The organism is Streptomyces sp. NPDC047017, from assembly GCF_040644175.1.
Lineage (GTDB): Bacteria > Actinomycetota > Actinomycetes > Streptomycetales > Streptomycetaceae > Streptomyces.
Map to the genome: position 1 here is coordinate 56,801 of NZ_JBEYVW010000025.1, position 21,260 is coordinate 78,060.

At 72.7% G+C, this 21,260-nt stretch carries 18 protein-coding genes and 1 pseudogene; 6 read left to right on the plus strand and 13 right to left on the minus strand.

From position 1 onward, the window contains the following. The first annotated feature begins 75 nt into the window (after positions 1-75). Together gabT and ABZ858_RS32600 are read left to right on the plus strand one after the other, a co-directional pair. On the plus strand, positions 76-1,410 hold the full coding sequence (gabT, locus tag ABZ858_RS32595) for a 4-aminobutyrate--2-oxoglutarate transaminase (RefSeq protein ID WP_361386922.1): 1,335 nt from the start codon (positions 76-78) through the stop codon (positions 1,408-1,410). A gap of 122 nt (positions 1,411-1,532) precedes the next feature. Beyond that, a pseudogene (locus ABZ858_RS32600) lies at positions 1,533-1,701 on the plus strand (phosphoesterase); the annotation flags it as partial. 82 nt (positions 1,702-1,783) lie between these two features. Here ABZ858_RS32600 and ABZ858_RS32605 read toward each other — a convergent pair. Beyond that, positions 1,784-2,140 (minus strand): DUF805 domain-containing protein, encoded by a 357-nt coding sequence (locus ABZ858_RS32605; protein WP_361386925.1) that lies wholly within the window; start codon positions 2,138-2,140, stop codon positions 1,784-1,786. 206 nt (positions 2,141-2,346) lie between these two features. On the opposite strand from ABZ858_RS32605, the gene ABZ858_RS32610 reads away from it, so the two are divergent. Next, entirely contained in the window at positions 2,347-2,985 is a 639-nt protein-coding gene (locus ABZ858_RS32610; RefSeq protein ID WP_361387140.1) for a phosphatase PAP2 family protein, read from the plus strand. Here ABZ858_RS32610 and ABZ858_RS32615 read toward each other — a convergent pair. The 8 genes from ABZ858_RS32615 to ABZ858_RS32650 all read right to left on the minus strand — a co-directional run bounded on the left by ABZ858_RS32615 (position 2,924) and on the right by ABZ858_RS32650 (position 12,662). Continuing rightward, a complete protein-coding gene (locus ABZ858_RS32615; RefSeq protein WP_361386928.1) occupies positions 2,924-4,756 on the minus strand; it encodes a glycosyl hydrolase family 18 protein in 1,833 nt (610 codons plus the stop codon). The genes ABZ858_RS32610 and ABZ858_RS32615 overlap by 62 nt on opposite strands. Positions 4,757-4,858: 102 nt before the next feature. After that, entirely contained in the window at positions 4,859-5,311 is a 453-nt protein-coding gene (locus ABZ858_RS32620) for a hypothetical protein (RefSeq protein WP_361386931.1), read from the minus strand. 165 nt (positions 5,312-5,476) lie between these two features. After that, on the minus strand, positions 5,477-6,895 hold the full coding sequence (locus tag ABZ858_RS32625; RefSeq protein WP_361386934.1) for an FAD-dependent oxidoreductase: 1,419 nt from the start codon (positions 6,893-6,895) through the stop codon (positions 5,477-5,479). 31 nt (positions 6,896-6,926) lie between these two features. Then, the gene (locus ABZ858_RS32630; protein ID WP_361386937.1) at positions 6,927-7,727 is read right to left on the minus strand and encodes an ABC transporter permease; all 801 of its coding nucleotides are present in this window, start codon (positions 7,725-7,727) and stop codon (positions 6,927-6,929) included. Continuing rightward, positions 7,728-8,657 carry an ABC transporter permease gene (locus ABZ858_RS32635; RefSeq protein WP_361386940.1) on the minus strand — a complete coding sequence of 310 codons (930 nt, stop codon included), beginning with the start codon at positions 8,655-8,657 and terminating at the stop codon, positions 7,728-7,730. It abuts the gene before it with no gap. Beyond that, a complete protein-coding gene (locus ABZ858_RS32640) occupies positions 8,657-9,823 on the minus strand; it encodes an ABC transporter ATP-binding protein (protein ID WP_361386943.1) in 1,167 nt (388 codons plus the stop codon). Before ABZ858_RS32640 ends, ABZ858_RS32635 begins: the two co-directional genes overlap by 1 nt. A 2-nt stretch (positions 9,824-9,825) precedes the next feature. After that, positions 9,826-11,073 (minus strand): spermidine/putrescine ABC transporter substrate-binding protein, encoded by a 1,248-nt coding sequence (locus ABZ858_RS32645; protein ID WP_361386946.1) that lies wholly within the window; start codon positions 11,071-11,073, stop codon positions 9,826-9,828. Between the two features lie 53 nt (positions 11,074-11,126). Beyond that, a complete protein-coding gene (locus ABZ858_RS32650) occupies positions 11,127-12,662 on the minus strand; it encodes a gamma-aminobutyraldehyde dehydrogenase (protein WP_361386949.1) in 1,536 nt (511 codons plus the stop codon). Positions 12,663-12,873: 211 nt separating this feature from the next. Between ABZ858_RS32650 and ABZ858_RS32655 the strand changes: the two genes are divergently transcribed. Beyond that, complete coding sequence (locus tag ABZ858_RS32655) at positions 12,874-13,479, plus strand: NADAR family protein (RefSeq protein ID WP_361386952.1); 606 nt, start codon at positions 12,874-12,876, stop codon at positions 13,477-13,479. A gap of 99 nt (positions 13,480-13,578) precedes the next feature. On the opposite strand, the gene ABZ858_RS32660 is transcribed toward ABZ858_RS32655, so the two are convergent. Together ABZ858_RS32660 and ABZ858_RS32665 are read right to left on the minus strand one after the other, a co-directional pair. After that, on the minus strand, positions 13,579-14,037 hold the full coding sequence (locus ABZ858_RS32660; protein WP_361386956.1) for a DUF4190 domain-containing protein: 459 nt from the start codon (positions 14,035-14,037) through the stop codon (positions 13,579-13,581). A gap of 141 nt (positions 14,038-14,178) precedes the next feature. Continuing rightward, positions 14,179-14,937: a DUF4190 domain-containing protein gene (locus ABZ858_RS32665; protein WP_361386959.1), complete on the minus strand. Its 759-nt coding sequence runs from the start codon at positions 14,935-14,937 to the stop codon at positions 14,179-14,181. 746 nt (positions 14,938-15,683) lie between these two features. Here ABZ858_RS32665 and ABZ858_RS32670 point away from each other — a divergent pair. Together ABZ858_RS32670 and ABZ858_RS32675 are read left to right on the plus strand one after the other, a co-directional pair. Beyond that, positions 15,684-16,733 (plus strand): adenosine deaminase, encoded by a 1,050-nt coding sequence (locus ABZ858_RS32670; RefSeq protein ID WP_361386962.1) that lies wholly within the window; start codon positions 15,684-15,686, stop codon positions 16,731-16,733. A 48-nt stretch (positions 16,734-16,781) separates the two neighbouring features. Beyond that, on the plus strand, positions 16,782-17,465 hold the full coding sequence (locus ABZ858_RS32675; RefSeq protein ID WP_361386965.1) for a glycerophosphodiester phosphodiesterase: 684 nt from the start codon (positions 16,782-16,784) through the stop codon (positions 17,463-17,465). Between the two features lie 96 nt (positions 17,466-17,561). Here ABZ858_RS32675 and ABZ858_RS32680 read toward each other — a convergent pair whose 3' ends face one another. Next, entirely contained in the window at positions 17,562-18,083 is a 522-nt protein-coding gene (locus tag ABZ858_RS32680; protein WP_361386968.1) for a hypothetical protein, read from the minus strand. A 77-nt stretch (positions 18,084-18,160) separates the two neighbouring features. After that, a complete protein-coding gene (locus tag ABZ858_RS32685) occupies positions 18,161-21,040 on the minus strand; it encodes a LuxR family transcriptional regulator (protein WP_361386971.1) in 2,880 nt (959 codons plus the stop codon). Positions 21,041-21,260 lie beyond the last annotated feature (220 nt).

Genomic DNA, 21,260 nt, shown 5'->3' on the forward strand with positions numbered 1-21,260 from the left:
AAGAAGGAAAAGCGTCCATAAAAACGCCGTCCTCGTCCAAGCCCCCCGCACGCAAGATCTCTCCAGGGAGCCCCCATGACCGCACTTGAGCAGGAGCGCCGCGTCGTCACCGCCATCCCCGGCCCGAAGTCGCAGGAGCTGCAGGCCCGCCGTACCGCCGCGGTCGCGCAGGGTGTGGGCTCGACGCTGCCGGTCTTCGTCACCCGCGCCGGCGGCGGCATCATCGAGGACGTCGACGGCAACCGCATCATCGACTTCGGTTCCGGTATCGCCGTGACCAGCGTCGGCGCGTCCGCCGAGGCCGTCGTACGCCGCGCCTCCGCGCAGCTCGCCGACTTCACCCACACCTGTTTCATGGTCACCCCGTACGAGAGCTACGTGGCCGTCGCCGAGGCGCTGGCCGAGCTGACGCCGGGTGACCACGAGAAGAAGTCGGCGCTGTTCAACAGCGGTGCCGAGGCCGTCGAGAACGCGGTGAAGATCGCCCGCGCGTACACGAAGCGCCCGGCCGTCGTCGTCTTCGACCACGGCTACCACGGCCGTACGAACCTCACCATGGCGCTGACCGCGAAGAACATGCCGTACAAGCACGGCTTCGGTCCGTTCGCGCCCGAGGTGTACCGCGTGCCGGTGGCCTACGGCTACCGCTGGCCGACCGGCCCGGAGAACGCGGGCCCGGAGGCCGCCAAGCAGGCCATCGACCAGATCAGCAAGCAGGTCGGCGCGGAGAACGTGGCCGCGATCATCATCGAGCCGGTGCTCGGTGAGGGCGGTTTCATCGAGCCGGCCAAGGGCTTCCTGCCGGCCGTGCGCCAGTTCGCCGCCGACCACGGCATCGTCTTCGTCGCCGACGAGATCCAGTCCGGCTTCTGCCGCACCGGCCAGTGGTTCGCCTGCGAGGACGAGGGCATCGTGCCCGACCTGATCACGACGGCCAAGGGCATCGCCGGCGGCCTGCCGCTGGCCGCCGTCACCGGCCGCGCCGAGATCATGGACGCCGCGCACGCGGGTGGCCTGGGCGGCACCTACGGCGGCAACCCGGTCGCCTGCGCGGGTGCGCTCGGGGCGATCGAGACGATGAAGGAGCTGGACCTCAACGGGAAGGCCCGGCGGATCGAGGAGGTCATGAAGGCCCGCCTGGGCGCCATGGCCGAGAAGTTCGACATCATCGGCGACGTCCGCGGCCGGGGCGCGATGATCGCCATCGAGCTGGTCAAGGACCGTGCCACCAAGGAGCCGAACCCGGAGGCCACCGCGGCGCTCGCCAAGGCGTGCCACGCCGAGGGCCTGCTGATCCTGACCTGCGGCACCTACGGCAACGTGGTGCGCTTCCTGCCCCCGCTGGTCATCGGCGAGGACCTGCTGAACGAGGGCCTCGACCTCGTCGAGCAGGCGTTCGCGCGCCTCTGAGCGGCGTGGCCGCCCCGGCGGCGCGTGCTGCGGCAGACCGTGTGAAGAAGGTGTGGGGGGAGGATGGCAGGACGCCGAACGGTCTGTCCTGCGCCCCTCGGCTGCCGTAGCGTCTTCCCCAGATGAGAGATACACCCCGCTCACAGGGGACTGTGGGCGGTATCAGGCCGTGGCCTCCCCAGCTTCGACCTGGTCCGTGCCTCGCGCACACCACCGGGGCCCCCGGGCTCCGGATCTCCTCACCGATCGGACGGTCGCCCGCCCCAAACCCCCCGGGGCGCGCGGCATTCCGGTCACCACGGCCGCAATCGCATGGACGGCCGTACCGAAGGACCGACGCGGAACCCCCCCTCCGCGCCGGTCCTTCGGCGTGTCAGAGGTGCTTCGGCACGTACTTGGGACTCCCGCCGTAGGCGTTGTCGCCCGGCTCACCCTCCATGGCGGCGAAGCCCAGCAGCACGACGGCGCCGATGACCGGGACCAGGCCGATGAGCAGCCACCACCCGGAGCGCCCCGTGTCATGCAGCCGCCGCGCTCCCAGGGCGAGGGAGGGCGGGAGAATCGCCAGCACGAACAGGGCCACCGGATAACCGAACCCGGTGGCTCGGCCGACGACGAGCAGCGCGACGCAGATCACGAGGTTGAGCAGACCGAACATCCAGTACTCAGCGCGCCGCGCACGCCCGGAGAACCGGAAGTACTTCTTGAGAACATCCGCGTACCAGCCCATTTTTCCCCCGAACAGCTGCAGCCCGTCAAAGCCGGATGACCGCGGGTGAACTTACGTGACCCGCGACACGCCGAGCAAGCCGCATCCGATGCCCGGCCAGGGCCGGGTCCGGGTCCGGGTCGGTTCCCGACGTGCCCCCGGGAACTGCGAGACTGTGCGCCGTGCGGAAGGAAAGTGGTGGCCTGCCGGCCCTCGCGGTGCTGGGGATGGCGCTTCCGGGTGTGATGTTCGCGCTCCTCACCTGGCAGGTCCGCGACCACGGTCCTCTCCTCCGGGTCGACCGGTCGGCCAGTCACGCTCTGCTGCACCCCGACCGGTTCTCCGAGGTGCTGTCCGATCTGGGGAATGTGCAGGTCGCTGTGCCGGTGCTGGTGGTGGTGCTGGTGTATGTGGCGTGGCGGGGGTGCCGGGAGAGGGTCGTCAGGTGGTGGGTGGCGCCGGTCGGTGGGGCCGGGGTGATGGTGGTGCTGCCCGCGGTCGTCGTGCCGCTCAAGGAGTGGGTGGACCGGGCGGGGACCGCCGCCGTGCCGCCCGGGGGCGGGTACTTTCCGTCGGGGCACACGGCCACGGCGGTGGTCGCCTACGGGGCGGCGGTGCTGGTGGTGCTGCCGTGGGTGCGGACGGCGCCGGCCCGGCGGGCGGTGGTCGCCGGGGGCGCCGTCCTGGTGACGGCGGTGTCCTACGGGCTGGTGCGGCGCGGCTACCACTGGCCGCTGGACGTGGTGGCCAGCTGGTGTCTGGGGGCCGTGCTGCTGTCGCTGCTGGTGGCCGTGGTGCGGGGCGTCAGCCGAAGTAGGAGTCGAACGTCTGCTGGAACTGCCCACCAGCGAAGCGGTCCCAGTTGATGGACCAGGTCATCAGGCCGCGCAGGGCGGGCCAGGTGCCGTGGGTGGTGTACGAGCCGCAGTTGCTCTTCTTCGTCAGGCAGTCCAGGGTCTTGGTGACCTCGGCGGGGGCCACATAGCCGTTGCCCGCCTGGGTGGAGGCCGGCATGCCGATGGCGATCTGGTCGGGGCGCAGCGGCGGGAACATGTGCGTGGTGTCGCCGGCCACCGGGAAGCCCGTCAGGAGCATGTCCGTCATGGCGATGTGGAAGTCCGCGCCGCCCATGGAGTGGTACTGGTTGTCCAGGCCCATGATCGGGCCGGAGTTGTAGTCCTGGACGTGCAGCAGGGTCAGGTCGTCGCGCAGGGCGTAGATCACCGGCAGGTAGGCGCCGCAGCGCGGGTCCTGGCCGCCCCACTTGCCGGTGCCGTAGTACTGGTAGCCCAGCTGCACGAAGAACGTCTCCGGGGCCATGGTCAGGACGAACTTGTCACCGTACTCGGCCTTGAGGGTCCTCAGCGCCGAGATCAGGTTGACGATCACCGGGGTGGTCGGGTTCCTGAAGTCGGTGTCGCCGGTGTCCAGGGACAGGGAGTGGCCCTCGAAGTCGATGTCGAGGCCGTCCAGGCCGTACTGGTCGATGATCTTCGAGACGGAGGAGACGAAGGTGTCCCGGGCGGCCGTCGTGGTCAGCTGGACCTGGCCGTTCTGGCCGCCGATGGAGATCAGCACCTTCTTGCCGGCCGCCTGCTCGGCCTTGATGGCCGCCTTGAAGTCGGCGTCGCTCTCCACGCTCGGGCAGTCGGTGACGGAGCAGCGGTTGAAGCGGATGTCGCCGGAGGTGGGCGAGGTCGGCTCGCCGAAGGCCAGGTCGATGACGTCCCAGCTCGCGGGGACGTCGGCCATGCGGGTGTAGCCGGAGCCGTTGGCGAAACTGGCGTGCAGATAGCCGACCAGGGCGTGCGGGGGCAGGGTCGTGGAGCCGCCGGGGTCGCCGCCCCCGCCCGGGTCCGCCGCCGTGGTCGCGGTGACGGCCGCGGACCTCGGCGACTCGCCGGCGTCGTTCACGGCGGTGACCTGGAAGCTGTACGCCGTGGCGGGCGTCAGCCCGGTGACCGTCGCCGTGGTGCCGGTCACCGTCTGGACCTTCGCACCGTCGCGGTAGACCGCGTAGCCCGTCGCACCGCTCACCGCCGGCCAGGACAGGGCCACGCCGGTGGAGGTGACCGTGCCGGTCCTCAGGCCGGTGGGCGCGGCGGGCGGCTGCTGGGGCGTACCGGCGGGGCCGGTGAGGGAGATGTCGTCGGCGTAGTACGCGCCGGTGCCGTACCAGCCGTGCGTGTAGACAGTGACCTTGCCGGTCTGCGCGCCGGTGCGGAAGGTGGTGGTGAGCTGCTGCCAGTCGGCGGCGGACTGGGTCCAGGCGTACGTGTCGGTGGTGCCGGTGCCGCTCGCGCCGAGGTAGACGTACGCGCCGCGGACGTAACCGGTCAGCGTGTACTGGGAGTTCGGCCGGACGGACACCGTCTGGGCGCACTGGGCGTTGTCGCTGCCTGCCGGGGTGGCCTGCAGTGCGGCCGTGCCGCCGTGGACGGGGCTGGTCACCGTCTTGGCGGTGGGGGCGCAGGTCCAGCCGTCCAGGCGGGATTCGAAACCGCCGTTGCGCGTGAGGTCGGCGTCGGCCGCACGGGCGGCCGACGAGAGCGCGGTGACGCCGGGCACGGCCAGCAGACCGGCGGCGAGCAGGGCGAGCAGGCGGCGGGTGGCGGGTCTTGGTCTGTCGCGGTCCACAAGTACCTCCGGGCAGGGGGAGTTTGGAGGGTGGAGCGCGCTCAATTTGGTCCAGACCAATAGGGTTGTCAAGACCTGTGACACGGCTCGGCGGCCCGGGGGTCAGCGATCGCCCTCCGTGGCCAGGCCCGCCGCCGCCTCGTGCATCGCCAGTTCCAGCAGCGCCGGATCGGTGAGGGTGCCCGAGCCGTCCGGCGGGATCAGCCAGCGCACGGAGCCCGCGGTCCGGCCCGGGTACGGCACCACGATCCAGGTGCCGTCCCCGGCGCCGCGCACCCCGGTGCCCAGCCAGCGCGCCGCCGTGCCCGCCGGCACGAAGAACCCGAGGCGCCCGTCGCCGAAGTCGGCCAGCACCGGGCCGACCTGATCGAGGATCCGGCACAGCACGTCCAGCGTCGGGTAGCCGAGCGCGCCGGGCAGGATCAGCACGTCCCACGCCCGGCCCGCGGGCAGCAGGGCGACCGCGCGCGGATTGCGCTCCCACTGCTTGCGGCAGGCCCGCGGGTCCGGCGCGACCGATGCCAGCCACTCGACCGCCGTCCTGTTACCCGTCATCAGGGGACCTCCCTCTTCGTCGGGGACGCGGGTCGTCGCGTCCACGGGAAGCAAGAGGGAGGTCCCCCGCGGGCATTACGCGGGTTCCGGTGGCTGTTCGGAGTGAACCGGGTCACAGCCGGCGCCGCGGGTACGCCTCACCGGCCCCGCCCGGCAGCAGCCGCCTCAGCTGTCGAAACCCAGCCCCATCCGGTCCATCGCGCGCAGCCACAGGTTGCGCCGGCCGCCGTGCGCGTCGGCGCGGGCCAGCGACCACTTGGTGAGCGCGATACCGGTCCAGGCCAGCGGCTCGGGCGGGAACGGCAGCGGCTTCCTGCGGACCATCTCCAGTGCGGTGCGCTCGGTGCGCTCCCCGGAGAGCAGGTCGAGCATCACGTCGGCGCCGAAGCGGGTGGCGCCGACGCCCAGGCCGGTGTACCCGGCCGCGTAGGCCACCTTCCCCTGGTGGGCGGTGCCGAAGAACGCGGAGAAGCGCGAGCAGGTGTCGATCGCGCCGCCCCAGGTGTGGGTGAAGCGCACCCCCTCCAGCTGCGGGAAGCAGGTGAAGAAGTGCCCGGCGAGCTTGGCGTACGTCTCGGGGCGGTCGTCGTACTCGGCGCGCACCCGGCCGCCGTAGGGGTAGACCGCGTCGTAGCCGCCCCACAGGATCCGGTGGTCGGCGGAGAGCCGGAAGTAGTGGAACTGGTTGGCGGAGTCGCCGAGGCCCTGGCGGTTCTTCCAGCCGATGGCGGCGAGCTGCCCGGAGGTGAGCGGCTCGGTCATCATCGCGTAGTCGTAGACCGGGACGGTGTAGGCGCGGACCCGCTTGACCAGGCTGGGGAAGATGTTGGTGCCCAGGGCGACCTGGCGGGCGCGGACCCGGCCGTAGGGGGTGCGTACGGCCATGCCGGCGCCGTACGGCTTGAGGGTGAGCGCCGGGGTGTTCTCGTAGACACGCACGCCGAGTTCCCGGCACGCCCGCTTGAGGCCCCAGGCGAGCTTGGCCGGGTGCAGCATGGCGACGCCCCGGCGGTCCCAGAGCCCGGCCTCGAAGGTGGGCGAGGCGACCTGTTCGCGCACCGCGTCCCGGTCGAGGAACTCGATGCCCTCGGCCAGGCCCTTCCGCTCCAGCTCCGCGTACCAGTCCTTCAGTTCCCACGCCTGGTAGGGCTCGGTGGCGACGTCGATCTCGCCGGTGCGTTCGAACTCGCAGTCGATGGAGTGGCGGGCGACCGTCTCCTCGATGGCGTCGAGATTGCGGGCGCCCAGCTCCTCCAGCTTGTGGATCTCCCCGGGCCAGCGGGCGAGGCCGTTGGAGAGGCCGTGGGTGAGGGAGGCGGCGCAGAATCCGCCGTTGCGGCCGGAGGCGGCCCAGCCCGCCTCGCGGCCCTCCACCAGCACCACGTCGGTGGCTGGGTCGCGCTCCTTGGCGATCAGCGCGGTCCACAGTCCGCTGTAGCCGCCGCCGACGACCAGCAGGTCGCAGCTCTCCGCGCCGGTGAGGGCGGGCTCGGGGCGGGGGCGGCCGGGGTCGTCCAGCCAGTACGGGGCCGGCTGGGCCTCGGAGAGTGATGCGGTCCAGCGGGTCATGGCGCTCGGGGCCATGATTTCAACTCCCTACAGAGTTATATGCGGGTCATGCCTTTTGCTTGGTACGGCGATTTCCGATGGCCATGGAGACCAGGACGAACAGTACGGCGATGAGGAACATGGCCGTGCCGATGACATTGATCTGAACGGGTGTGCCGCGCTGTGCCGATCCCCAGACGAACATGGGGAAGGTGACGGTCGAGCCCGCGTTGAAATTGGTGATGATGAAATCGTCGAAGGAGAGCGCGAAGGCGAGCAGCGCGCCCGCGGCGATTCCAGGGGCCGCAATGGGCAGGGTGACCCGGACGAAGGTCTGGAACGGGCCGGCGTAGAGGTCCTGCGCGGCCTGTTCCAGCCTCGGGTCCATCGACATCACGCGCGCCTTGACGGCGGTGACGACGAAGCTGAGGCAGAACATGATGTGGGCGATGAGGATCGTCCAGAAGCCGAGCTGGGCGCCCATGTTGAGGAACAGGGTGAGCAGCGAGGCGGCCATGACGACCTCGGGCATCGCCATCGGCAGGAAGATCAGCGAGTTCACGGCGGGGCGGCCGCGGAAGCGGTAGCGGACCAGCGCGAAGGCGATCAGCGTGCCGAGGACGGTGGCGCCGAGGGTGGCCCACACGGCGATCTGGAGGCTGAGGGAGAGCGAGCCGCACATTCCGGCGACACCGCACGGGTCCTTCCACGCGTCGGTGGAGAACTGCTGCCACTCGTAATTGAAGCGTCCCTTCGGCTTGTTGAAGGAGAACACTGTGACGACGACGTTCGGCAGCAGCAGATAGCCGAGCGTGAGCAGTCCTGCGATGACGACGAGATGGCGCTTGAGCCAGGTGACGAGGGGCATTTAGACGAGATCCTCCGTCCCGGACCGGCGGATGTAGACGGTGACCATGACGAGAATCGCGGCCATGAGGATGAAGGAGAGGGCGGCGGCCGTCGGATAGTCCAGGACGCGCAGGAACTGGGTCTGGATGACATTGCCGACCATGCGGGTGTCGGTGGAGCCGAGCAGGTCGGCGTTGACGTAGTCGCCGGCCGCCGGGATGAAGGTCAGCAGGGTGCCGGAGACCACGCCGGGCATGGACAGCGGGAAGGTGACCTTGCGGAAGGTGGTGAAGGGCCGGGCGTACAGGTCGCCGGCGGCCTCGTGCAGCCGCCCGTCGATCCGCTCCAGCGAGGTGTACAGCGGAAGGATCATGAACGGCAGGAAGTTGTACGTCAGTCCGCACACCACCGCGAGCGGGGTGGCCAGGACCCGGTCGCCGGAGGTCCAGCCGAGCCAGTTGGTGACGTCGAGGACGTGCAGCGTGCCCAGCGCCCCGACGACCGGGCCGCCGTCGGCGAGGATCGTCTTCCAGGCCAGGGTGCGGATCAGGAAGCTGGTGAAGAACGGCGCGATCACCAGGATCATGATCAGGTTGCGCCAGCGGCCCGCGCGGAACGCGATCAGGTAGGCGAGCGGGTAGCCGAGCAGCAGGCACAGGACGGTGGCGGCGGCCGCGTACAGGACCGAGCGCAGGAACTGCGGCCAGTACTCCGACAGCGCGTCCCAGTAGGTCGCGAAGTGCCAGGTGACCTTGTAGCCGTGCTCCAGGGAGCCGGTCTGCACGGAGGTGGACGCCTGGTAGACCAGCGGCAGCGCGAAGAAGACGACGAGCCAGAGGATGCCGGGCAGCAGCAGCCAGTACGGGGTGAGGCGGCCCCGCCTGCGCGGCGGCTTCGTGGCGGGTGCGGTGGGCGCGAGCGGCGGCGGCGCCTCGGTGGCGGCGGACATCAGGCGGCGTCCTCCTCGACGGAGCCGACACCGGCACCGATGTCCTGGGTGGCGTCAAGACCGAAGGTGTGGGCCGGGTTCCAGTGCAGGACGACCTCGGCGCCGGGCGTCAGGCGGGGGTCGCGGTCGATGTTCTGGGCGTAGACCTCGAAGCCGGAGCAGACCGGGCTGTCGATGACGTACTGCGTGCAGACGCCGATGAAACTGGAGTCGGCGATCCTGCCGGTGATGCGGTTGCGGCCCTCGGGGATCTCGCCGGCGTCGTCGGCGTGGGTGAGGGAGATCTTCTCCGGGCGGACGCCGGCCAGCACCTTGCCGCCGGCCGGGGCCGGGGCCGAACATCGCTCCCGGGGCAGCGACAGCTTGCCGCCGCCCGCCTTCAGGACGATCTCCTCGCCGTCGCGGGAGTCCACCTCGGCCTCGATGAAGTTGGAGGTGCCGAGGAAGTTGGCGACGAAGGTGGTGCGCGGGTTCTCGTAGAGGTCGGTGGGCGAGCCGAGCTGCTCGACCCGGCCGGCGTTCATCACGGCGACCGTGTCGGCCATGGTCATGGCCTCCTCCTGGTCGTGCGTGACGTGCACGAAGGTGATGCCGACCTCGGTCTGGATGCGCTTGAGCTCCAGCTGCATCTGGCGGCGCAGCTTCAGGTCCAGGGCGCCCAGCGGTTCGTCGAGCAGCAGCACCTTGGGGTGGTTGATCAGCGCGCGGGCCACGGCGACGCGCTGCTGCTGGCCGCCGGAGAGCTGGTGCGGCTTCTTGCGGGCCTGCTCGCCGAGCTGGACCAGCTCAAGCATCTCCTCGACCTGCTTCTTCACGCTCCTGACACCGCGCCGGCGCAGCCCGAAGGCGACGTTCTCGAAGATGTCCAGGTGCGGGAAGAGGGCGTAGGACTGGAAGACCGTGTTCACCGGCCGCTTGTACGGCGGCAGGCGGGTCACGTCCTGGTCGCCGAGGTGGACGGTGCCCGAGGTGGGCTCCTCCAGGCCGGCGATCATGCGCAGGGTGGTGGTCTTGCCGCAGCCGGAGGCGCCGAGCAGGGCGAAGAAGGAGCCCTGCGGCACGGTCAGGTCGAGCGGCTGTACGGCCGTGAAAGCGCCGTAGCGCTTGCTGATCTGCGAGAGGCGGACGTCACCGCTGTGGTCCGTCGCGTCTGCTGTGGTCTTCATCGTCACGCCCCTGTGAGCTTCGCGTACTTCTCTTCAAAGGCCGTCTCTTCCTTCTCGCTCAGCAGGCGGAAGGCGTGGGACTTGGCGGCCGTGGCCTTGTCGGGCAGGATCAGCGGGTTCTCCGCCACCGACTTGTCGATCTTCGCAAGGTAGGGCCGTACGCCGTCCACCGGAGACACGTAGTTGGTGTAGGCGGCGAGCGCGGCGGCCTGTTCGGGCTCGTAGTAGAAGTCGATCAGCCGCTCGGCGTCGGTCTTGTGCCGGGCCTTGGCGGGGATCAGCATGCAGTCGGTGCCCGTGATGTAGCCGGCGTCCGGGATGAGGTAGTCGACGTCGGGGTTGTCCGCCTTGAGCTGGACGACGTCGCCGCCCCAGGCGAGGCAGGCGGCCAGGTCGCCCTTGGTGAGGTCGGAGGTGTAGTCGTTGCCGGTGAAGCGGCGGATCTGGCCCTTGTCGACGGCCTTCTGGATGCGGGCGATCCCCGCGTCGAAGTCGTCGGCGGTGAACTTCCCCGGGTCCTTGCCCATGTCCAGCAGGGTCATGCCCATGCTGTCGCGCATCTCGGTGAGGAAGCCGACCCGCCCCTTGAGCCTCGGGTTGTCCAGCAGGTCGGAGACCGACTTCACCTGGACGCCGTCCAGTGCCTTCTTGTTGTAGGCGATGACGACGGAGACGCCCTGCCAGGGGTAGGAGTAGGCGTGCCCCGGGTCCCATTCGGGGGAACGGAACTGCTCGGCGAGGTTGGCGAAGGCGTGCGGCAGGTTGGCCGGGTCCAGTTTCTGCGCCCAGCCGAGCCGGATGACCCGCGCGGCCAGCCAGTCGGTGAGGACGATCAGGTCCCGGCCGGTGTCCTGGCCGGCCGCGAGCTGCGGCTTGATCTTGCCGAAGAACTCGTCGTTGTCGTTGATGTCCTCGGTGTACGTGACCTTGATGCCGGTCCGCCGGGTGAACGCCTCCAGCGTGGGGTGGCGCTTGCCGCTGCCGTCGACGTCGATGTACTCGGGCCAGTTGGAGAAGTTCACCGTCTTCTCCCGCGCCGAGTGGTCCTCGGCCGCGGTGTCGTCCTGCGTCCGCCCGGCCGCGGGGATGCCGCAGCCGGCCAGCGTCCCGAGGCCGCCGAGGGCGAGCGTGGTGCCCGCGCCGGCGCGCAGCAGCGAACGGCGGGTGGGGGCGGCCCTGCCGCTCCCGGGACCGCGCCGCGCGGGGGCCGCCTGGGCCGGTGCCGGGCGGTCGGGCTCGTACTGCTCCATGGGCGTGGTGCCTTTCCGGAGGTCCGGCCCGCTCACGGGCCTGGAGTGTGCGGCTATCGGTCCCCGAAGACAGTGCGGTGCCAGTCCTTGCGGACCACCGCGGTGTTGTCGAACATGACGTGCTTGATCTGCGTGTACTCCTCGAACGAGTAGGCAGACATGTCCTTGCCGAAGCCGGAGGACTTGTAACCGCCGTGCGGCATCTCGCTGATGATCGGGATGTGGTCGTTGACCCACACGCAGCCGGCCTGGATCTCCCGGGTGGCCCGGTTGGCCCGGTAGACGTCCCGGCTCCAGGCGGAGGCGGCCAGGCCGTAGGGGGTGTCGTTGGCCAGCGCGATGCCCTCGTCGTCGGTGTCGAAGGGCAGCACCACCAGGACCGGGCCGAAGATCTCCGACTGGACGATCTCGCTGTCCTGCGCGGCGTCCGCGATCAGGGTGGGGCGGTAGTACGCGCCCTTCGCCAGCTCGTCCTGGGGCGCCTCCCCGCCGGTGACCACGCGGGCGTAGCCGCGCGCCCGGTCCACGAAGGCGGCGACGCGGTCGCGCTGGACGTGCGAGATCAGCGGGCCGAGGTCGGTGCCGGGGGCGAAGGGGTCACCGAGCCGGACGGTCTCCATGAGGGCGGCCGTCCGCGCGACGAACTCCTCGTACAGCGGGCGCTGCACATACGCGCGGGTGGCGGCCGTGCAGTCCTGGCCGGTGTTGATGAGGGCGCCCGCGACGGCGCCGTTGGCCGCGGCCTCCACGTCGGCGTCGTCGAAGACGACGAACGGCGCCTTGCCGCCCAGCTCCAGGTGGAGCCGCTTGACGGTGGCGGTGGCGACCTCGGCGACGCGCCTGCCGACGCCCGTGGAGCCGGTGAAGGAGGTCATGGCCACGTCGGGGTGGCCGACGAGATGTTCGCCGGCCTCCTTGCCGGTGCCGGTGACGATGTTGATCACACCGTCCGGCAGGCCCGCGTCCGTGGCGGCCTGGGCGAACATCAGCGAGGTCAGCGGGGTCAGCTCGGCCGGCTTGAGGACGACGGTGTTGCCCGCGGCGATCGCCGGGAGGATCTTCCAGGCGGCCATCTGAAGGGGGTAGTTCCAGGGCGCGATGGAGCCGATCACGCCGATCGGCTCACGGCGTACGTAGGAGGTGTGGTCGCCGGAGTACTCGCCGGCCGACTGGCCCTGGAGATGGCGGGCGGCGCCCGCGAAGAACGCGGTGTTGTCGACGGTGCCCGGTACGTCGAACTCGCGGGTCAGCTTGAGCGGCTTGCCGCACTGCAGGGACTCGGCGCGGGCGAAGTCCTCGGCGCGCTCGGCGAGCACCGCGGCGAAGCGGTGCAGCGCGTCCGACCGCTCACCGGGGGTGGCGCCCGCCCAGCCGGGGAAGGCCGCGCGCGCCGCGGCGACCGCCGCGTCCACGTCCGCGGGGCCGGCCAGCTCGTAGGTGAGGACCTCTTCGCCGGTGGCCGGGTCGATCACGGCATGGGTGCGGCCGGAGGTGCCCTTGGTGAGACGTCCGGCGATGAACTGCGCGCCCTCGGCGAAACGGTCCTGTGCGGGGAATCGTTCCGGGGTGGCGGTGCCCGGGTTGTGCATGTCGCTCTCCTCCGCCGTCGCCCCGCTGTCCACGGGGGCGGCTGGCGTAGCTCCAGCTCGAATTGAGTGCCGATCCTGACAGAGCACCGCAGGGCCAACAAGGGATTCCGTTGTTGCCTTTTGGTTACGCGACGAAATCTGTCGACCAGGTGTCGAGTCGGCACGGAAAAGGCGGGACGGAGTGTCAGTGGTGCCTGCCACACTCGCGTGCATGGGGACGATCGATTCACAGGAAGCCCTGATCAGGGAGGTCCGCGCGGGGGCGAAGGTCAGGTACCTGCACTTCTGGGGGCACCGGCCGCGGCCCGACGGCCGGGTGGGCGCGAGCTGCCTGAGCCAGTGGTGGCCGTCGCCGTTCACGGTGGACGGGGTGACGTACGCGAGTGCCGAGCACTGGATGATGGCGGGCAAGGCGCGGCTGTTCGGTGACGCGGAGGCCGAGCGGCTGGCCTTGACGGCGGGGCATCCCTCGCTGGCGAAGAAGGCGGGGCGGCTGGTGCGCGGCTTCGACGAGGAGATATGGGAGCGGGAGCGGTTCGCGCTGGTGGTGGCGGGCGGCGTGCACAAGTTCGCCGCCCACCCCGAGCTGCGGGGGTTCCTGCTGGACACGGGGGCGCGGGTGCTGGTGGAGGCGTCCCCGGTGGACCGGGTGTGGGGCATCGGGCTGGCCGCGGACGACGAGGCGGCCATGGACCCGGAGCGCTGGCGGGGCCCGAACCTGCTGGGGTTCGCGCTGATGGCGGCGCGGGAGCGGCTGCGGTCGGCGGATCAGGGGCGGGGGCGGTCCGCGCTCGGTGGCCTGGGCGCGGTGGCTTGAGGGTGGGGGTGGTCGCGCTCGGTGGTCCGGGCGCGGGAGGCGGGGGCCGACAGGGGCCGGTCCGGCTGCCGGGCCGGCCCCCGTGGTGTTCCGGGCAGGTCAGAACGTGCCGGCGCCGCCCATGATGCTGGCGAACACCAGGATGCCCAGCAGCGGCAGCACCACCGTGGCGATGATGCCGCAGACCAGGCCACCGGTCGCGGCCCCCTTGTTGGTGGCCTCGCCCCGGTTGGCCTTCCCCCGCCCGATGGCGCCGAAGATGATCCCGAGGATGCCGAGGATGACCCCGAAGAACCACAGGAAGAAGGTCAGGCTGCAGACGACGCCGATGATGCCCAGCACCAGTCCCGTCGTGCCCATGCCGTTGCTCGGCTGCACCGGCATGCCGTAGCCCGGCGCCTGCGGGTAGCCCACCGGCGGCGCGGCCGGGTAGCCGGGGGTCGCCTGCGGGTAGCCGTAGCCCGGTCCGGACTGCGGGTAGCCGTAGCCCGGCGCCGGCTGCTGCGGGGGCTGGGACGGCGGCCCGAATCCGTCTGGGGCGGGCTGGGTGTTGGACATGGTTGGATCTCCCCTCCGTTGACAGTCAAGGCATCGTAATGCCCCTGTTCCGCGCGGCGGGCGGCATGTGCGCGGGCTGTTGCGGAGCGGGCTCGGCGCGATGGCCGGCCGGCTGTCCGGCGGGGGCGGTCCGGCTGCCGGTCAGCGGGCGACGGGGGCCGTCGCGACCGGACGGAGGCTGTCGTCGTAGTAGTAGGGGTCCGAGGAGTGACGCCGGTCCTCGTTGAGGGCGGCCGTGATGCCGACGGCGATCAGGATGATCGTGGCGATGCCGAGCACGATGCCGATGATGCCCGTGATGAAGCCGGCCTGGGCCTGGCCGCGGTTGTCGGCCTCGCCCCGGTCGGCCCGGCGGCGGCCCTTGATGCCGAAGACCACGGCGAGGATGCCGAGGACGATCGAGACCACGCCGTACAGGCAGAACAGGCAGCAGGACAGGATGCCGAGCACCATGGCGGCGATGCCCAGGCCGTTCTGCGGGGCGGGTATGCCGCCCCAGCCGTACGCCGGGTAGCCGGACGGGCCCGGGTACCCGGACTGGCCGGGGTAGCCGGACTGACCGGAGTAGCCGGACTGGCCGGGGTGACCGGACTCGCCGGGATAGCCGTACGGGTCGGGGCCGCCGGGGGCGGCGGGCGCCCCCGGTCCGGTGGGCGCGACGGGCGGCGGCGGGACCGCGCCGGGCGGGGTGCCGGCGGGGGCGCCGAACACCGGCGGCGGGAAGCCGGCGGCCGGCATCGCGGCCATGGTGGCCTGGTCGTGCACGGACGGCGGCGAGTCCGGCACGGCAGGCCGCTCGGGCGCCGGCGGGCGCTTCTCCAGGGAAGGGCCGCTCTCGGGCGGCGCCCACGGGTTGTCCCCTGCTCCGGCGTCGCCGCCCGCCCGTGTTCCGTCCGTCATGTCCTCGGGTCCCCCTCGGTCGATCGTCCCCGCCATGCTACGGCCTGATCGCGAAGGACCTGACGGCCGGGCAGGCCGCTGAGGGTCGGGCAGGCTGTTGACGATCGGGCAGGCCCCTGTCGACCGGGCGGGCCGCGCCGGTTGGGCGGGGCTCTGTCGGCCGGGCAGGTCCCTGGCGTCGCTCGGCCGCCACGGCCGCCACGGCCGCCGGTGCTCCGGCCGACGACCGGCGCTCCCCCGGGCCCGGTGCCCCGACACACCGCCCGGCCCTTCCCTGGCCCGGTGCCCCGGCACACCGCCCGGCCCTTCCCTGGCCCGGTGCCCCGGCACACCGCCCGGCCCTCCCCTGGCCCGGTGCCCCGACACACCACCCGGCCCTCCCCTGGCCCGGTGCTCCGGCAGCGCCCGACACCCCCTCGGGGCCGGCACACACCGCCCGGCCTCCCCGGCCCGGCGCCCTGGCAACGCCTGGTCTCCTCCCCAACCGACGCCGCCGCTCCGGCAACGCCCGGCCTTCCCCCCCCCACCGGGCGCTCCGCAGCCCCCGGGTCCTCCCCCGCCCCACCCTCGACCGCCAGGCCGAGGGTCGCACCGGCGGCCGCCGTCCTCCCCGGGGGCGGCTCCAGCGCCGCCCCCGGCCCCATCCCGCCCACCCCGCGTGCGCCTACCATGGCCCTGCTCATCGATCAGCCGATCACCCGCACCGCGCCCGAGGGCCGGCGGTGCCGTTCCCGGGGAGGGACACCTTGACCGACCAGCGCGCGCTCAGCGATCCGCACGCCTTCATCGCCGGACTGCCCAAGGCCGAACTGCATGTGCACCACGTCGGTTCCGCCTCCCCCCGGATCGTCTCCGAGCTGGCCGCCCGCCACCCCGACTCCAAGGTGCCCACCGCCCCCGAGGCCCTGGCCGACTACTTCACCTTCACGGACTTCGCCCACTTCATCCAGGTCTACCTGTCCGTCGTCGAGCTGATCCGCACCCCGGAGGACGTGCGCCTGCTCACCTACGAGGTGGCCCGTGACATGGCCCGCCAGCAGGTGCGCTACGCCGAGCTGACCATCACGCCGTACTCCTCCACCCGCCGCGGCATCGACGAGCGCGCCTTCATGGACGCGATCGAGGACGCCCGCAAGGCGGCCGAGGCGGACTTCGGGACCGTACTGCGCTGGTGCTTCGACATTCCCGGCGAGGCCGGGCCGGCCTCCGCCGAGGAGACCGCGCGGCTGGCCACCGACGACCGGCTGCGGCCCGAGGGGCTGGTGTCGTTCGGGCTCGGCGGGCCGGAGATCGGGGTGCCGCGCCCCCAGTTCAAGCCGTACTTCGACCGGGCGATCGCCGCCGGACTGCACTCCGTGCCGCACGCCGGGGAGACCACCGGGCCCGGGACCGTGTGGGACGCGCTGACCGAGCTGCGCGCCGAGCGGATCGGCCACGGCACCAGCTCCGCGCAGGACCCGAAGCTGCTCGCGCACCTGGCCGAGCACCGGATCGCCCTGGAGGTCTGCCCGACCTCCAACATCGCCACCCGGGCCGTGCGCACCCTGGAGGAGCACCCCGTCAAGCAGTTCGTGGAGGCCGGGGTGCTCGTCACCGTCAACTCCGACGACCCGCCGATGTTCGGCACCGACCTCAACTCCGAGTACGCCGTGGCGGCCCGGCTCCTCGGCCTGGACGAGCGGGGCATCGCCGAGCTGGCGAAGAACGCGGTGCACGCCTCCTTCCTGGACGAGGCCGGCAAGGCCCGGATCGCCGACGAGATCGACGCCTACACCGCGCGGTGGCTCGCGCCCTGACCGGGGCGTGCGCCCGGCCCCGGCGGGGCAGCGGGGACAATGGGACGCATGCAGACCGTGACCGCCGTGGCGCACCGCGGCGACCCCTACCGTTTCCGTGAGAACACCCTCGACTCGCTCCGCTCCGCGCTCGCCCGGGGCGCGGACGCGGTCGAGATCGACGTACGCCTGACCCGGGACGGCGTCCCCGTGCTGCTGCACGACGAGTCGCTCAAGCGGCTGTGGGCGCACGACCGGCCGCTGCGGGCGCTGTCCGCGGCGGAGGTGCGCGGCCTGACCGGCGGCGGGGTGCCCACGCTCGTGGACGCGCTCGCGGCGACGGACGGCGGCCGGGTGATGATCGACCTGCCGGGCGGCCCGGGCCGGCGGGCGGTGGAGCGGATCGTCGGCACGGTCCGCGAGTGCGGGGCGCGGGACCGCGTGTACTACTGCGCGGGCGCCGAGGCGATGCTCGCGGTGCGGGCGGCCGACCCGTCCGCCGAGATCGCCCTGACCTGGACCTCGCTCGCCCCGCCGCGGGCCGGACTGCTGGAGGCGGTGCGGCCCAGGTGGCTGAACTACCGTTTCGGGCTGGTGGACCGGGACCTCGTGGCCCGGGTGCACCGCGACGGGCGCCTGGTGTCCGTGTGGACGCCGGACACGCGCCGCTCGCAGCGCCGGCTGCTCGCCCTCGGCGTGGACTCGATCACGACGAACCGCGTCGACCTGCTGTGCGGGCTGCGCGACGGGTGAGGCGTACCGGCGTACCGGCGTACCGGCCTTCCCGGTGGACGGCGGCCCGCGCGGGCACTTGTCCGGCACCCGCGCCGGTGCCGCCAGCCGCCCCTCTCACACGGCGGCGGCAGGAGACCCGTACCCCGTCAGCGTCTCCAACCGCTTGATCATCTTCCGTACGGCGTACAGCGGGACGATCCCGAACACGCCGAACGACATGTCGATCACCGACCACCAGAAGGGGATCCCCCGGACCGGCCCGCAGATCAGCGCGAGCGGGACGATGCCCACGCAGGCGATCATCGCGAACTCCACGACCCAGACGTTGCGGACCGGATCGCGGTAGGGGCCGTAGAAGGCGACCGCGATGACCAAGTGCGCGAACGCCAGCCAGTCGGTGCCGTAGAGGAGGAAGGGGTAGTCGGCGTCGGCGGTGTCCAGGCCGCGCCGCACCCGCTCGATCCAGTCCATGAGCGCCGGAAGGTGCTCGGGCACGGACAGCGAGCGCAACAGGCTCTCGGTCCAGTGCAGTTCGCGCACCAGCGGGAAGGCGGTGGCCCCGCTGAGCACCAGGCAGACGACGAAGACGACCAGCCACACGCGGATGCCCTTGAGCAGGGCGGCTCGCTCGCTCATGGCAGAAGCGTACGCGTTCGTTGAACACGTTCAAAAGTGGGGGTCCGGTCGGGGCGCGGGCGGGCGCGGCCGTCCTGTCAGTCCCCGGCCAGGGCCGCGCCCAGTTCGGCGCGGCGCCTGATGCCCAGCTTCTTGTAGGTGCTGGTGAGGTGGGTCTCCACGGTGCGCCGGGCCAGGTGGAGCAGGTCGGCGATCTCCGTGTTCGTGTGTCCGTCGGCGGCCAGCCGGGCGATGCGGCGCTCGCTGCCGGTGAGGGACCCGGCGCCGGTGCGGGCGGCGCCGGTGCGGCGGGCACCGCCCTCGCGCAGGGCCTCCTCCGCCAGCGTCAGCAGCCGCAGCGCGCCCAGGCGTTCGGCGTGCCCGGCGGCCTCCCGCAGGCACTGCCGGGCCCGGGACCGGTCCCCGGCGGCGGTGAGCTGCCGGCCCTGCGCGAGCAGCGCCGCCGCCAGTTCCGCCCCGGCCCCGGCGGGCGCGCCCCGCAGCAGGTGCACGGCCTCCTGGGCCAGTTCGAGGCCGCGGCGGCCGCCGGTGGCCGTGCCCAGCACCCGCAGGGCGCGGCCGACGAGACGGGCGGTGCCCCACACCCGGGCGAGGCGCAGTTCCTCCTCGGCGAGCGCCAGCGCCTCCTGCGGGCGGCCGAGCGCCAGCCGGCACTCGGCCGCGGCCGTGCGCCACGGGGTGACGACCGGGCTGATCACCTCGCGGGCCGACTGGCGCCGGCCGCACTCCAGGAAGTCGTGCAGGGCGCCCGCCGGGTCCCCGGCCGCGGCGCGCTGCACGCCCCGCGCGTACAGGAACCGGTTCAGCTCCCAGGAGTCGGGCGCCGTCCCCAGGTCGAAGTCGTCCGCGAGGCGGCGCGCCTCGGCCGTGCGGTTCTGCTCGACGAGGGCGAGCAGGGTGTGGGCGTGCACGTTGCCGGGTCCGGTGACGTGCACGGCGGGCGGTTCGGCCGGGAGGCGGCCGTAGACGCCGCGTGCCGCCGCGATGTCGGCGCGGGTGTTGAGCAGCGCCTCGTGCATGGGGTGCAGCAGGCCGGGCCGCTGGCCGGTCAGGCCGCGGTCCACCAGCCGGTCGGCCTCGTCGAGTTCGTCCGCCCACTGGGCGACGGCGGCGGCCGTGCCCAGCAGGAACGGCTCGGTGAGCGGGTCGGCGGGCTCCGCGAGCAGCGCGCGCACCCGGCGCATCGCCTCGTCGGCGGAGGTGAGCCCGGCGCTGGCGGCGTGCCGGACGAGCAGCGCGCGGGCGGCCGGGTCGAGCAGTTCCGGGGAGCGCTCGGCGGTGTCGCGCAGCAGCCGGTACACCTCGCGGCGCACCCCCTGGTCCTGGTCGGCCAGCAGGGCGGAGGCGGTGCGCAGGGTGGCCGCCAGGTCGGGGCGGTCGGTGAGCTGTCCGTCCATGGTCCACAGCACGTCCACGGCGGCGCGCAGCCGGCCGCGCCCGGCCAGCGCGGTGCCCAGGGCGACGGCCGCGCGCACCCGGTCCTGCGGGGTGCCCGGCAGCCGCAGCGCCTCGGTGAGCCGGGGGATGCCGGCGGCGGACTCCCGCCCCGCGCACTCCAGGGAGCCCAGCTCGGTCAGCAGCCGCTGCCTGCGCTCGGCGGGCAGCGGTTCGTCCAGGGCGCGGCGCAGGAACGCCACCGCGTCCTCGGGCCGGCCCGCGCGCAGCGCGAGCGACGCGGCGTCCTGGAGCACGCCCACCGCCCAGGGCAGCCCCACCTCTCCGGCGCCCAGCAGTTGCCGGGCCACGGACTCGGTGGGGGCGCCGCGGTGCAGCATGGTCTCGGCGAACGCCCGGTGCGCCGCCCGCCGCCCGGCCGCGGGCACGCCGGCGAGCACCGCGTCCCGCAGCAGGGGATGGGCGTAGCGGGGCCGGCCGTCGGCGCCGGGGCGCAGCATGCCCAGCGCGGTCATGGCGGTGAGCCAGCCGGTCACCCGGGCGGTGTCGGCGCCGGCCGGGCCGGCGAGCAGGGCGGCCGGGTCGTCGGCGAGCGGCGCGCCCTCGCGGTCCGCCCCCTCGTCCAGGACGGCCAGGGCCCTGGCCACCTCGGCCGTGCCGGACCCGGCGCTGTCCAGCCACCAGGACACGGCCGCCGGGTAGGCGCCCGGGTACAGCGCGGCGGACGTCTCGGGGACGGCCGGGTGCCGGCCGGGGTCGCCGAGGTCGTCCAGGAGGGCACGCAGCAGCAGCGGGCTGCCCGCGCCGGCCCGTACGCAGCTGTCCACCCAGGACGGCGCCGCCGCCGGGAAGCGGGCACGCACCAGCGCACCCGCCGCGGCCGCGGTGAGCGGGGCGAGGGTGTGGGTGCGCACCAGCGCGGGCGAGAGGGTGTGCGTGAAGCCCGGCCGGGGCGGGTCCACGTCGTACTGGCTGCGCTCGGTGACCGCCAGCAGGACCGGAAGAGTTAATCGGTCCACGTGCCGGGCGGTCTCCACCAGCCAGCGGTGCGAGGGGCCGTCGGCCAGGTGCACGTCGTCCACGGCCACCAGCAGCGGCGCCTCGGCGGCGTACGCGGCCAGGATCCGGCACAGCAGGTCGGCCCGCTCGCGTTCCCCGGCACTCTCCGCCAGCTCACCGAACTGCGGCAGGTGCCCGAGGAGTTGGCGGGCGGTGTCGAAGGTGACGTCGGCGCCGCCGGGCGCGCAGCGGGCGCGCAGCACCCGCATGCCGTGCTCGGCGGCCGAACGGGCGGCCGCCTCCAGGACGGTGGTCCGGCCGGTGCCGGTGGCCCCGCGCAGCAGCACCAGGCCGCCCGCGCCGGCCCGGGCGCGCGCGGCGCCGGCCGCCAGCAGCGCGGCGGCCTCCCGGTGTTCGGACGGCTGGTCGTGGGGGAACCCCCAGGGGTGCGAGCGCGGCCGGTGCGGCGTACGGTCGTACGGCAGCGTGCGCTGCTGTTCGTACGGCGGGCAGCACGCGTGCGCGCGCGGGTGGTCCCACCGCGGACCCGGCACCCCTGCCATCTGCCGCCTCCCTGCTCTTACTTGTTCTTACTTGTTCTTACTTGTTCCGGCTTGTACTGGCTCGTACTGGCTTGTACTGACGTCACGCCCTCACTCACCAGGACGGTCACCGCCCGCCGTCGGTGGCGTGAGAAGTCACACGGCATTCGGCGGGCTCTCGGGTGAACCGGGCGGGCGGTGCGCCTCGTGGTGTTCTCACGGTTGTTCTCGTGGTGCGGAT

What these genes read in the sequence shown, in the direction of transcription:
- gabT (WP_361386922.1), top strand. Translation starts at nt 76, where the DNA reads ATGACCGCACTTGAGCAGGAGCGCCGCGTCGTCACCGCCATCCCCGGC.
- ABZ858_RS32605 (WP_361386925.1), bottom strand. Translation starts at nt 2,140, where the DNA reads ATGGGCTGGTACGCGGATGTTCTCAAGAAGTACTTCCGGTTCTCCGGG.
- ABZ858_RS32610 (WP_361387140.1), top strand. Translation starts at nt 2,347, where the DNA reads ATGGCGCTTCCGGGTGTGATGTTCGCGCTCCTCACCTGGCAGGTCCGC.
- ABZ858_RS32620 (WP_361386931.1), bottom strand. Translation starts at nt 5,311, where the DNA reads ATGACGGGTAACAGGACGGCGGTCGAGTGGCTGGCATCGGTCGCGCCG.
- ABZ858_RS32625 (WP_361386934.1), bottom strand. Translation starts at nt 6,895, where the DNA reads ATGGCCCCGAGCGCCATGACCCGCTGGACCGCATCACTCTCCGAGGCC.
- ABZ858_RS32630 (WP_361386937.1), bottom strand. Translation starts at nt 7,727, where the DNA reads ATGCCCCTCGTCACCTGGCTCAAGCGCCATCTCGTCGTCATCGCAGGA.
- ABZ858_RS32635 (WP_361386940.1), bottom strand. Translation starts at nt 8,657, where the DNA reads ATGTCCGCCGCCACCGAGGCGCCGCCGCCGCTCGCGCCCACCGCACCC.
- ABZ858_RS32640 (WP_361386943.1), bottom strand. Translation starts at nt 9,823, where the DNA reads ATGAAGACCACAGCAGACGCGACGGACCACAGCGGTGACGTCCGCCTC.
- ABZ858_RS32645 (WP_361386946.1), bottom strand. Translation starts at nt 11,073, where the DNA reads ATGGAGCAGTACGAGCCCGACCGCCCGGCACCGGCCCAGGCGGCCCCC.
- ABZ858_RS32650 (WP_361386949.1), bottom strand. Translation starts at nt 12,662, where the DNA reads ATGCACAACCCGGGCACCGCCACCCCGGAACGATTCCCCGCACAGGAC.
- ABZ858_RS32655 (WP_361386952.1), top strand. Translation starts at nt 12,874, where the DNA reads ATGGGGACGATCGATTCACAGGAAGCCCTGATCAGGGAGGTCCGCGCG.
- ABZ858_RS32660 (WP_361386956.1), bottom strand. Translation starts at nt 14,037, where the DNA reads ATGTCCAACACCCAGCCCGCCCCAGACGGATTCGGGCCGCCGTCCCAG.
- ABZ858_RS32665 (WP_361386959.1), bottom strand. Translation starts at nt 14,937, where the DNA reads ATGACGGACGGAACACGGGCGGGCGGCGACGCCGGAGCAGGGGACAAC.
- ABZ858_RS32675 (WP_361386965.1), top strand. Translation starts at nt 16,782, where the DNA reads ATGCAGACCGTGACCGCCGTGGCGCACCGCGGCGACCCCTACCGTTTC.
- ABZ858_RS32680 (WP_361386968.1), bottom strand. Translation starts at nt 18,083, where the DNA reads ATGAGCGAGCGAGCCGCCCTGCTCAAGGGCATCCGCGTGTGGCTGGTC.
- ABZ858_RS32685 (WP_361386971.1), bottom strand. Translation starts at nt 21,040, where the DNA reads ATGGCAGGGGTGCCGGGTCCGCGGTGGGACCACCCGCGCGCGCACGCG.